This window comes from Streptomyces sp. NPDC088732 (genome assembly GCF_044751205.1).
Lineage (GTDB): Bacteria > Actinomycetota > Actinomycetes > Streptomycetales > Streptomycetaceae > Actinacidiphila.
Map to the genome: position 1 here is coordinate 38,411 of NZ_JBIVLI010000041.1, position 12,274 is coordinate 50,684.

7 protein-coding genes are annotated in these 12,274 nt (G+C 73.6%); 4 read left to right on the top strand and 3 right to left on the bottom strand.

All coding sequences use genetic code 11. The features are described 5' to 3' along the window. Positions 1–130 precede the first annotated feature (130 nt). Positions 131–1,624, bottom strand: coding sequence for a hypothetical protein (locus tag ACIP9H_RS40775; protein ID WP_401592914.1), 1,494 nt, complete (start codon positions 1,622–1,624; stop codon positions 131–133). A 325-nt stretch (positions 1,625–1,949) separates the two neighbouring features. Here ACIP9H_RS40775 and pulA point away from each other — a divergent pair, with 325 nt between their 5' ends. The 3 genes from pulA to ACIP9H_RS40790 all read left to right on the top strand — a co-directional run bounded on the left by pulA (position 1,950) and on the right by ACIP9H_RS40790 (position 8,720). Next, positions 1,950–7,382, top strand: a complete 5,433-nt coding sequence (gene pulA, locus ACIP9H_RS40780) for a pullulanase-type alpha-1,6-glucosidase (protein WP_401592912.1) — start codon at positions 1,950–1,952, stop codon at positions 7,380–7,382. A gap of 215 nt (positions 7,383–7,597) precedes the next feature. Then, positions 7,598–8,356 (top strand): TNT domain-containing protein, encoded by a 759-nt coding sequence (locus tag ACIP9H_RS40785; RefSeq protein ID WP_401592910.1) that lies wholly within the window; start codon positions 7,598–7,600, stop codon positions 8,354–8,356. Positions 8,357–8,369: 13 nt separating this feature from the next. Next, positions 8,370–8,720 (top strand): hypothetical protein, encoded by a 351-nt coding sequence (locus ACIP9H_RS40790; RefSeq protein WP_401592908.1) that lies wholly within the window; start codon positions 8,370–8,372, stop codon positions 8,718–8,720. A gap of 73 nt (positions 8,721–8,793) precedes the next feature. Here ACIP9H_RS40790 and ACIP9H_RS40795 read toward each other — a convergent pair whose 3' ends face one another. Continuing rightward, complete coding sequence (locus ACIP9H_RS40795) at positions 8,794–9,300, bottom strand: GNAT family N-acetyltransferase (protein ID WP_401592906.1); 507 nt, start codon at positions 9,298–9,300, stop codon at positions 8,794–8,796. Positions 9,301–9,407: 107 nt separating this feature from the next. Then, the gene (locus ACIP9H_RS40800) at positions 9,408–11,387 is read right to left on the bottom strand and encodes a hypothetical protein (protein ID WP_401964067.1); all 1,980 of its coding nucleotides are present in this window, start codon (positions 11,385–11,387) and stop codon (positions 9,408–9,410) included. A 186-nt stretch (positions 11,388–11,573) separates the two neighbouring features. Here ACIP9H_RS40800 and ACIP9H_RS40805 point away from each other — a divergent pair, with 186 nt between their 5' ends. Beyond that, positions 11,574–12,128, top strand: a complete 555-nt coding sequence (locus ACIP9H_RS40805; protein ID WP_401592902.1) for a DUF1203 domain-containing protein — start codon at positions 11,574–11,576, stop codon at positions 12,126–12,128. Positions 12,129–12,274: the final 146 nt, after the last annotated feature.

Sequence of the window (12,274 nt, forward strand, 5' to 3'; positions counted from 1 at the left end):
ACCCCCGGCCGGCCGGACCGGGACGATGAGGAACGTAACAGCGCTTCCCGGCGGGACGGAAGGCCCCTGCAGAAACTTTCTGCAAGATTCTGCAGGTGGGAGGCGGGCGGCGCCGCCCGGGGCGCGCCGCTCAGGGCGCGATGCCCACGCCCGGCAGCCGGCTGAGCACCCGCTCCCGTGCCGCGGACAGCGCCGGCCAGTGCGTACCGCCCGGCCGCGGGTAGACGCGGGTGGCGTACGGGCGCGGGAACCAGTCCGGGGCGAAGAAGCAGCCGGTGCCGTAGCCGGCGTCGTACGCCGGGCAGGAGGCCGCGACCGACGCCGGTGTGGGCGTGCGGCCGGTGCGCACCCAGCCGGCGAGGGCGTCGAGGGCGGCGGCGTACTCCGCGGAGCTCAGTTCGCTGTGCTCGGACTCCCGGGTGAAGGTCTGCACGAGACGGACCCGCCCCCGGTCGCCGCGGGAGCGGGCCGCGCCCTCCAGCGACGCCCGGTAGGCCGCCTCGTGCTCGACGAACGCCGTGGGGTCGTCGATGGCGTGCATCGTGAGCACGGGCAGGGAGACGGCGCCGGTGATGTCGCTGTCGAAGGACAGGTCCCGCTTGGCCGACGGGTCCGCGGCGAAGCGCTCCACGCCCGCGTTGAGGGCGGCGTCGTCGTGCGAACCGCGGTACCGCACGGTCGTGTTGTCGAACGGATTGCGGCCGCCCAGCCGGTTGACGACGATGTCGCGGAAGGTGAAGGTCGCGAAGCGCAGGTGCGACTCCAGCGTCCGCTCGGGGACGCGCGTCACCGCGAGGATGTCGTCCAGGTTCCGCTGCTGGAGCGGCGTGCGCTCCTGCGGCGGCGACGCGTAACCGGTGCACTCCTGGAGCCTGGAGCGCAGACCCGTGGCCGTCATCGTCGAGTCCGCGCGCAGCCCCGTCCACAGGGGGTACTGGGGCTCCGTGGGACGCGGGTGGTTCCGGCAGTAGTACTGGTAGACCACGCGCAGGTCCACCCGGTAGTCGTAGCCGCGCGAACCGCCGCCGAGGACACCGCTGGTGAGCAGGACGCCGTCGTAGGGCGCGTGCCTGCCGGTGCCGTAGATCTCGGCGACCTTGGCCGCCACGTCGCCGCCCCAGGACTGGCCGTGGACGAAGGTCCGGCGCGGGGTGCCGAAGCGCTTCACGAACAGCCGGCGCACGTTCTCGGTGTCCGCGGCGGCCATCCGCGTGCCGTAGCCGCCGCGGCGGTACGACGAACCCGCCCAGGCGTAGCCCTCCTTGACCATCACCGACCAGCGCTCCAGGTCCCCGGTGCTGCGCTCGGGGTCGGAGGTGTCGCCGAGGTCGGGGCCGCCGTGGGCGTGCACGACCAGCGAGCCGTTCCAGTCGTGCGGGACGGCCATCGCGTAGAAGGCGCCGCTCGCGTCCTGGCCCCGGTAGCAGGTGGCCTCCGCCGCCAGGTTCGCCGGGCACTGCGCGGGGGCGGGGCCGTCCGTCGCGGCGGCCGGGAGGGGTCCGGCCGTGCCGGCGGCGAGGATCGCGGCGAGGCCGCCGGCCACCGCGGCGACGCGGCGTCCCGCGGACCGGCCCCCGGCCGGCGGCACCGCGGAGCGTGTGCGGCGAGAGAAAAGCCCGAGCATCTCGTCGTCTCCCTTCGGTCTTCCCGCGCCTCGTCGCGCGGCGCACCGATGCTCGGCGACCGCGGGCCGGCGGTCCAGGGACATCGCGTTTGCGTTCATAGTGTTCGGTGACGGTTCGTCAGAACTCGTGTGGCGAGAAGGGGTCGGGCGGGTCGCAGGGGCAGGGCGCGACCCGGTTGGAAATCCTTGCGACATCTTGCTGTAAGACCCGCGCAAGAGGTACGGTCCCGCTCACGGTCCGGCACTGCCGCCGGGCCACGGCTCATGGCGCGTGGGCTCCCAGAGGTACAACCGTCCGCACACGGATTCCGCAAGGAGAACCCCCGTGGCCCAGCCCACCGGGCTGCCCGCGTCCGCCGCGCGTCCCCGCGCGCGCAGACGCGGAGCCGCAGCCGTCGCGGTGGCGGCCCTCGCCGCCGCCCTCGCCGTTCCCGCCTCGGCCCCCGCCGCGTCGGCGGCCGCCCCGCCCGCCCCGCCGTCCGATGCCGTGCTCGCCGTACAGCCCGCCCGTCACGACCTGACGCGCGAGCAGTTCTACTTCGTCCTGCCGGATCGTTTCGCCAATGGCGACCCCTCCAACGACAGGGGCGGCCTGACCGGCACCCGGCTCAGCACCGGCTACGACCCCACCGACAAGGGCTTCTACCAGGGCGGCGACCTCAAGGGCCTGACCCGGCGCCTCGACTACATCAAGGGCCTCGGCACCACCGCGATATGGATGGCGCCGATCTTCAAGAACCGGCCCGTGCAGGGCACGGGGGACCAGGCCTCGGCCGGCTACCACGGCTACTGGATCACCGACTTCACCCAGGTCGACCCCCACTTCGGCACCAACGCCGACCTCAAGACGCTGATCTCCAAGGCCCACGCCAAGGGCATGAAGGTCTTCTTCGACGTCATCACCAACCACACCGCCGACGTCGTCGACTACGACGAGAAGTCCTACGGCTACCTCTCCAAGGGCGCGTTCCCCTACCTGACGAAGGACGGCGTGCCCTTCGACGACGCCGACTACGCGAAGGGCGGCAAGGGCTTCCCCGCCGTCGACCGCGACTCCTTCCCCCGGACCCCCGTCGTCACCTCGGACGCCAAGGTCCCGGCCTGGCTCAACGACCCGGCGATGTACCACAACCGGGGCGACTCCACCTTCGCCGGCGAGAGCGCCGACCAGGGCGACTTCTCCGGCCTGGACGACCTGTGGACCGAGCGCCCCGAGGTCGTGAAGGGCATGGAGGAGATCTACGAGAAGTGGGTCCGCGACTTCGCCGTCGACGGCTTCCGCATCGACACCGTCAAGCACGTCGACCTGCCGTTCTGGACCCAGTGGGCCACCGCCCTCGACGCGTACGCCGCCCGGCACGGCCGCAAGGACTTCTTCATGTTCGGCGAGGTCTACTCCGCCGACACCGCCATCACCTCCCCGTACGTCACGCAGGGGCGCCTGGACTCCACGCTCGACTTCCCCTTCCAGGACGCCGTCCGCCAGTACGCCTCCCAGGGCGGCTCCGCGGGCAGGCTCGCCTCGGTCCTCGGCGACGACTACCGCTACACGACCGACAAGGCCAACGCGTACGAGCAGGTCACCTTCCTCGGCAACCACGACATGGGCCGCATCGGCACATTCCTGGAGCAGGACAACCCGCAGGCCGGCGACGCCGAACTCCTGCGCCGCGACCGGCTCGCCAACGAGCTGATGTTCCTCACGCGCGGCAACCCCGTCGTCTACTACGGTGACGAACAGGGCTTCACCGGCGCCGGCGGCGACAAGGACGCCCGCCAGACGATGTTCGCCTCGAAGGTCGCCGACTACCTCGACGACGACGAACTCGGCACCGACCGCACCCACGCGAGCGACGCCTACGACACCGGCGCCCCGCTCTACCGGGCGATCGCGAGGCTCGCCGCGCTGCGCAGAACCGATCCGGCCCTCGCCGACGGCGTCCAGACCGAGCGCTACGCCGCCGACGGCGCCGGGATCTACGCCTTCTCGCGCACGGACCCCAGGACCCGCACCGAGTACGTCGTCGCCGTCAACAACGCGACGGGGGAGCGGACCGCGGAGGTGCCCACCGGCTCCGCGAACACCGCCTTCACCGCGCTCTACGGTACCGAGGGCTCGGTGCGCAGCGGGGCAGACACCAGGATCGCCGTCACCGTCCCGGCCCTGTCCGCCGTGGTCTGGAAGGCGGCGAAGCCGCTCGGCGCCCCCGCCACCAGGCCGTCCCTCACCCTCGAAGCCCCCGCGGCGGGCGCCACCGGCACCGTCGAACTGTCGGCCGGCGTCCAGGGCGGGCAGCTGAACCGGGTCGTCTTCGCCGCGCAGACCGGCAACGGGCCCTGGAAGGTGCTCGGCTCCGCGGACCACGCGCCGTACAAGGTCACCCAGACGGTCGGTGACGACGTGACGCCCGGGACCGCGCTGCGGTACAAGGCGGTCGTGATCGATTCCGCCGGCCGCACCGCGAGCGCCACCGCCGAGTCCACCAGCGGCACCCCGGTCCCGCCGCAGCCCCCGGTGGCGAGCAGCCGCGACTACGCGATCGTCCACTACAAGCGCACCGACAACGACTACACCGACTGGCGGCTGTACGCCTGGGGCGACATCGCCGAAGGCGAGGGCACCACGTGGCCCGCGGGGCACGACTTCATCGGCCGCGACGCCTACGGCGCCTTCGCCTATGTGAAGCTCAAGCCGGGTGCCTCCAGCGTCGGTTACCTCGTCATCGACAAGGACGGCACCAAGGACGTCGGCTCCGACCGCTTCATCGACGTCACCAGGACCGGCGAGATCTGGGTCGAGCAGGGCAAGGAGGCCGTCGCCACCCAGGCCCCCTCCGGCACCGAGCCGGGACAAGACCGTTCGAAAGCGGTCCTCCACTACCACCGGGCCGATGGAGACTACAGCGGCTGGGGCCTGCACACCTGGACCGGCGCCGCCAACCCCACCGACTGGACCGCCCCGTTGCAGCCGGTGCGGACCGACGCCTTCGGCGCCGTCTTCGAGGTGCCGCTCGCCGCGGGCGCCACGTCGCTGAGTTACATCCTGCACAAGGGCGACACCAAGGACCTGCCCGCCGACCAGTCGCTCGACCTCGCCACCTACGGACACGAGGTGTGGCTCCTGAACGGCACCGAGAAGTACCTGCTGCCGACCACGTCCGGTTCCTCCGCCGACCTCGACCTCTCCACGGCCAAGGCGCAGTGGATCGACGCGGACACCGTCGCCTGGAAGACCGGCGACGGCGCCGCCAGCCAGCAGCTGGTCTACGCCCCGGACGGCGGCCTCGCCGTCAAGGACGGCGTGCTGACGGGTGAGGGCCACTGGCTGCGCCTCCACCGCGTCCCGGGCGGCCTGACCGACGCCCAGAAGGCCCGCTTCCCGCACCTGAAGGACTACGCGGCCTTCACGATCGACCCGCGCGACCGCGACCGCGTCCGCGCGGCCCTCACCGGCCAGGTCGTCGCCACCCAGCACCTTGCCAATGGAGCGCTGCTGTCCGCCACCGGCGTCCAGATCCAGGGCGTCCTGGACGACCTGTACGCGGCGAAGGCGACCAGGGCCGCGCTCGGCCCGGTCTTCGACCGCGGCAGGCCCACGCTGTCGGTGTGGGCCCCCACCGCCCAGTCCGTCGCCCTGGACCTGGACGGGCGCACCGTCCCGATGCGGCGCGACGCCTCCACCGGCGTGTGGAGCGTGACCGGTGAGCGGAACTGGACCGGCAAGCCGTACCGGTACGCCGTGAAGGTCTGGGCGCCCAGCGTCCAGAAGGTCGTCACCAACACCGTCACCGACCCCTACTCCGTGGCCCTGACCGCCGACTCCGAGCAGAGCCTCGTCGTCGACCTCGACGACAAGGCGCTCGCCCCCAGCGGCTGGTCGCACCTGGCCAAGCCCGAGGCGGTCGGCCTGAACAACGCCCAGATCCAGGAGCTCCACATCCGGGACTTCTCCGCCGAGGACACCTCCGTCCCCGCCGCGGACCGGGGCAAGTACACCGCCTTTACCGACACCGGCTCCGCCGGCATGGCACACCTGCGGGCGCTGGCGAAGGCGGGTGTCTCCTACGTCCACCTCCTGCCCGCCTTCGACTTCGCCACCGTGGCCGAGAAGGACGCCGACCGGTCCACGGTCGACTGCGACCTCGCCGCCTACCCGGCCGACTCCGAGAAGCAGCAGGAGTGCGTGGCGGCCGTCGCCGCCGAGGACGCCTACAACTGGGGCTACGACCCCTTCCACTACACCGTCCCCGAGGGCTCGTACGCCACCGACCCGGACGGCACCCGGCGCACGGTGGAGTTCCGGAGGATGGTGCAGAGCCTCAACACCTCCGGCCTGCGCGTCGTCATGGACGTGGTCTACAACCACACCGCCGCGAGCGGCCAGGACGACACGTCCGTCCTCGACCGGATCGTGCCCGGCTACTACCAGCGTCTCCTGGACGACGGCACCGTCGCGAACTCCACCTGCTGCTCCAACACCGCGCCCGAGAACGCGATGATGGGCAAGCTCGTGGTGGACTCGATCGTCACCTGGGCCAGGGAGTACAAGGTCGACGGCTTCCGCTTCGACCTCATGGGCCACCACCCCAAGGCCAACATCCTCGCCGTCCGCAAGGCGCTGGACGCGCTGACCCCCGCCAAGGACGGCGTCGACGGAAGGAAGATCATCCTCTACGGCGAGGGCTGGAACTTCGGCGAGGTCGCCGACGACGCCCGCTTTGTGCAGGCCACCCAGAAGAACATGGCCGGCACCGGCGTCGCCACCTTCTCCGACCGGGCCCGCGACGCGGTCCGCGGCGGCGGCCCCTTCGACGCCGACCCCGGCGTCCAGGGCTTCGCCTCGGGCCTGTTCACCGACCCCAACGGCTCCGCCGCCAACGGCACGCAGGCCGAGCAGAAGGCCCGTCTGCTGCACTACCAGGACCTCATCAAAGTCGGCCTGACCGGCAACCTGAAGTCCTTCTCCTTCACCGACAGCGGCGGCAAGGAGGTCACCGGCGCCGAGGTCGACTACAACGGCTCGCCCGCCGGTTACGCGGACGCCCCCGGCGACGCGCTCGCCTACGTGGACGCCCACGACAACGAGGCCCTCTTCGACGCGCTCGCCTTCAAGCTGCCGAAGGACACCTCGCCCGCCGACCGGGCCCGCATGCAGGTGCTCGCCGAGGCCGTCCCCGCCCTCTCCCAGGGCCCGGCCCTCTACCAGGCCGGCTCCGACCTGCTGCGCTCCAAGTCCCTGGACCGCAACTCCTACGACTCCGGTGACTGGTTCAACGCCGTCCACTGGGACTGCCGGGCCGGCAACGGCTTCGGACGCGGCCTGCCCCCGAAGGCCGACAACGAGTCCAAGTGGCCCTACGCCAGGCCGCTGCTGGCCGCGGACACCCTCAAGGCCGGCTGCGAGCAGATCACTTCGGCCTCGGCCGCGTACCAGGACCTGCTGCGCATCCGCTCCACCGAGCCCGACTTCGGGCTCAGCACGGCCGCGCAGGTGCGGGACCGGCTCTCCTTCCCGCTGTCCGGCAAGGACGAGACCCCGGGCGTCATCACCATGAGGCTCGGCGACCTGGTCGTGGTCCTCAACGCCACCCCGCAGGCCCAGGAGCAGCGCGTCACCGCCCTCGCCGGCACGGGCTGGGCCCTCCACCCGGTCCAGGCCGCGGGCTCCGACCCGGTGGTCAGGCACTCCGCCTACGACCGCGCCTCGGGCACCTTCACGGTCCCGGCGCGGACCGTCGCGGTGTACGTCCACCGGTAACGCGACACTCCGTCACCGCCCGGCCGGAGCTCCCCCGAGGGGGTGCCCCGGCCGGGCGGTGCTGCGTACGGGCGAAGTGCGGGCCCATCCGGATGAATTCACGGCGCGCCGGTCCGGCGGGCGGGGCGGGGCGGGGTACGTATTCGCGCGGCCTCGGTGACCCAGGGTGACCGAGGCTCCCGAATGCCCGGTTCCCGTCGTCCCATGGAGGACCCTTGAAGCGGCGCCAGCGAATATCGCTCACCACTCTTCCTGCTCTGCTCGTCCTGGTTGTCAGCACCCTTGTCGGCACGGTCGCGCCCTCGCAGGCCGACGACCGGGGCCCGGGCTCGCACGCCCCGGCCCCCTCCGTCCGTCCGGCGCCTTCCGTGCGCCCTGCCGCGGCTCCGGCGGCGGCCCCTCTGGTGGGTCCCGGCCGGCCTTTCACCGCAGGCCCGCACACCCCCCGCATCTGCGTCGGTGCCACCTTCACCGTCCCGACGTTCTTCTGCGGCGATCCGCGGCTCGGCCCGCGCGTCCTGCCCCGCAAGGGCCTGATCGGCGCGATGCTGACCGGCTACCGCCGCCTCGACGGCCAGAACGCCAACGGATTCCTGTCGACCTGGTACGACTCCGCGGCGGGCAGGTACCGGTTCCCGGTCGACGACGGTTTCCTCCCGGACGCCCCCACCACGACCCTCAACCTCAGCGTCGGACAGAAGATCGACCGCTTCGGCGGCGAGGGCGGCAGGTTCCTCGCGCCGGCCGGCTCGCCGTACGCGCAGCGCTCCATCGCGCCGTCGAACCTCAACACCTTCGACGCGGGCTACCCCTTCAACTACCACCTGTACAAGGTCGTGCATCGCTTCGAGGTCCGCGCGGGGCTCGTCGCGCCCTTCTACGGCCAGCCGGGCAACGGGCTCCAGTACGTGCTGGACAACGGCGACAGCGTGGCCAACCACATCGCCAACGGCGATCTCGTCCGGCTGAACTGACGGGACCGCGCCCATGGACCGGCGTGAGCTGTGCGAGGCGCTCGCCTCCGAGGGGGTGCCCGGCGGCCTGTACGAGATCCCCGGCTTCCACGAGTTCGACGTGCGGCCCCCGGACTTCTCCTACCTCCGGCAGGAGGACGACGCCTGGGTGGTCGGCAACTGGGAACGCGGCGTTTACGACCCGCACCGGCGCTTCGACAGCGAGGACGCGGCCTGCCGCTACCTCCACGACCGGCTGACGCGGCGCGGGTCCGGCCCGGGCCCCGGCGTGGACGAGGAGATGGAGGCGGTCCTGCGGGACCGCGAGGAGATCCGGCGTGCGGCCGACGCGGCGTACGACCGGGCCCGTCGCGCACAGCCCTGATCCGCGAGCCCTGTCACGCCCAGCGGTGGAGCGGCCCGCCCCCGGACCTCCGGGGGCGGGCCGCTCCGCTGTGCTAGAGCGCCTTCTCCAGCAGCGTCACCGCGTACGGGCTGCCCCTGCCGCCCTGCTTGCGGGGCTGCTCCCCGACGACGGTGTAGCCGGCCGCCTCGTACCAGCCGCGCAGCCGCGGGTTGCCGGCCACGCAGTCCAGCCGGGCCCAGCGGCGTCCCTCCGCGGCGATACGGCGTTCCGCCTCGGCCAGCATCGCCGCGCCGGCGCCGCGCGGGGCCGTCCCGCGGTCCACCATCAGCCGGTGCACATAGCCGGCGTCCGGCGGCCGCACGCCCCAGGCGGGCTCGTCCGCCCACCACAGTTCCCAGCCGCCGACGACCCGGCCGCGGTCCTCGGCGAGCCACACCTCGCCCTCGGCCATGCGGGCCCGGAAGTGGTCCTCGCCCATCTCGCCGGGCTTCCACTGGTCGATGCCCCGCTCCTGCATCCAGCGCGCGGCGCCGTCCCTGAGACGTACGAGCAGGGCGGCGTCGGAGTGCTCCGCGAGCCGGAAGCCGAGAGGGTCCATGCCGCCATTGTCGCCGACCCGTCCGCCGACCTGTCCGCGGACCCGGGACGGGGCCGGGCCGCCCGGCCGGTGGCGTGGACGGCCACCGGCCGGGCGGCCCGGACGGTTCAGCGCAGCGTGCTGATCCTGGTGCCCGAGTCGAGCACCGCGGACAGCTCCGCCCGGGCGCCCTGCTCGGCACGCACCGCCATCGCGGGGCCGTCGGCGGAACCGGTCACGCCGCCGGTGGCGGTGATCCGCTCCACGTCGGGGCTGCCCGCCGCCAGCAGGTACCAGTGCCCGGCCGTGGACTTCCACAGCACCCCGGCCAGCACCTGCGGCACCGACCGGCCGCACGCCCCGGTGTCCTTCGTGCTCTGGCCCACCGGCGCGCCCGGGCTGGTCGGCTCGGTGACCGGCGGCAGGAACAGCGCGAGGGTCCGCCCGTCCGTGCCCGTCCAGGTGTCGGCGCGGGTGCACACCCAGGCGGCCCGGCCGTTGTTCTCGGGCAGCGGCTGCTCGGCGTACTGCCAGGCGTTGACCGTGCGCACGCCCAGCCCCCGCATCGCGCCGAGGTGGCAGACCGTGCGCGCCCAGCTCGCCAGGGCGTCCTTGCCGGCGGCCTCGCCCGGGACGGCGCTGCCGGCCGGCTGGTACGTCAGGTGCACCGGTACGAGGTCGCCCAGGTCGGTGAGGAGGATCGGCTTGCCCGGGCCCACGCCGTCCGCCGCCCGGAACTCCAGGGCCGGCCACGCGGTGCCGCACGGCCCCTTCGCACCGGCCGAGGCGCTGTCGCTCTCCGCGCCCGGCATCCGCACGGGGTCGGTCACCCCGTCCGCCGCCAGGCGCAGCTTCTGCGCGGGCCGGTCCGGCCCGAGCAGGTCGCGGGACGCCGTCCCGGTCACCCAAGGGGCGGCCAGGAAACGCGTGTTGCCGTCGATCCGGCCCACCACGACGGCGGCCGTCGAGACGTCGGCGCCGTCCACCCGCGTGAAGTCCAGGGCCGCCTGGCCCTTGCCGTCGCGGGGCTCCGCGTAGCGCACGAGCCGCAGGCCGTCGTACATCAGCACCACGCTCGCGGCGTCCACGTCGCCCGCGTACAGCAGTTGCGGGGGCTGCGCGGGCAGGCCCTCGGTGGTGCCCTTGGTGGCCGAGACCGCGACCCGCTCGCCGGGGTGCGCCCACACCTCGAGCGCCCGGCCCAGCAGCTTCGCGTCCTTGACCCGGCCGCCGCGGGCGGGCCAGACGGTGAAGTCCACCCGGGAGGCGCGCTTCCACACGGCGCCGTCGACCCGGACCAGCCGCGCCGGGTCCAGGAGACTCGCGCCGTACGCGTTCGGGGGGCCGCCCGCGGAGTACGGCTCGGGCCCGCCGCCCAGCACGGCGACCAGGGCCGCCGTGACGGCCACCGCGGCGGCCGTGATCAGCGCGGCCCGGCCGTGCTGGCGCCTGCGCAGCAGATCCGTCGGCCGGGCCTGCACCGTGCAGGGGTCGAACCCGCCCGCGCCGAGCAGTCCGTACGGGACCGCCTCCGCGGACTTGAGCGCGCCGCGGGGGTCGGGCGCGTCGGCGGCGGCGAGCAGCTTGCGCACCTCGCGGCCGTCGGAGCGGCGCAGGTTCTCCAGCTCCAGGAGCGCGTACGCCGCCCGCGCCGGGGCGTCGAGCCCGGCCAGCGCCCGGTCCAGCGCCGCCTCGTCCGTCCCGCCGGCCTTCGGGTGCAGCCGCAGGCCCCAGACGTGCGGCGGCAGGACGCCCGTCGCCGTCTTCCGCAGCCAGCCGCGCGCACCCTCCTCCTGCTCGAAGGCCAGCGCGGCGCAGAGCACTTCCTGCCGCATCAGCGCGTAGGACCGGTCCACCGGGCCGCGCGGCCCCGGGACGCTCAGGGACGCGGGGTCGGGCTCGCTCGCGGATCTCGGCAGGGTGCGCTGCACCAGGGAGTGCGCGGTCATGACCCGGCGGTGCCTGCCGAGCCCCGCGGGCAGGATCAGATACGCCAGCCGGACCAGGTGCGGGTAGTTCTCGACGAGCGCGGCCTCGGCCTCCTCGACGTCCACGATCACGGGAGTGCCGCGCCGGGTCCGGGAGGCGGTCGCTTGTTGAGAAGTCACGTTCCGTTGAACGAGTGAACCCCCGGTTGGTCACCCCCGCGTGCTCCGGGCGAACCCCGCGCGACAGGGAAACCCCTTTCTCCGCAAGCGATCTGACGGTGCGTGGGATCGGGTTGCGGGCGGACGGCCGAACACGGTGTCCGTATCCCGCCGGACCGGGCGGCCCGTCGCGGCGAGGCTGGGGGCATGACCACGGCATACACGGTGCACCCGACGTACAGCTCCCCCTTCTTCTCCGTTCGCGCCATCGACCCGGCCGTCCTGGAGCGGCTGCGCCGCACCGACGACGCGGGGCTGACGCCCGAGCCCGCGGTGGACGGCGAGGGCGGCGCCCCGCTGCGCTGCTGCCTGCGCCGCAGCGCTCCCGGTGAACGCGTCGCCCTGGTCGCGTACGCCCCGTTGCGCCGCTGGGCGGCCGCGACCGGCGCGCGGCCCGGCCCGTACGACGAGACCGGCCCGGTCTTCGTCCACGCCCGTGCCGCGGACTGCCCCGGGCCGCCCGCGGGCACCGGGCACGCCCAGGCTCTCGGCCTCCACGGCGAACACCGGGTCCTGCGCTCGTACGACGGCAACGGCCGCATCCTGGGCGGCCGCCTGGTGCTGCTCAGCGCGGAGGAGGCCGCGGCCGGCGCCGCCGAGGCCGTGCTCGCCACCCGCTTCGCCGACCCGCGGGTCGCGCTGGTGCACGTACGGGCCGTGGAGTACGGCTGCTTCCTCTACGAGGCCGTGCGCGCGCGGTGAGGCCGTACGCGCCGAGGGCGCCCGTCGTGGTGACGGGCGCCCTCGGTGTGCGGGAGCGGTGGGTGCCGGACGGCAGCCGCTGGTCAGACGAGGTCGGCCTTCTCCAGGGCGGTGCAGCAGGTGTCGACCATGAGGCGGGTGACGGT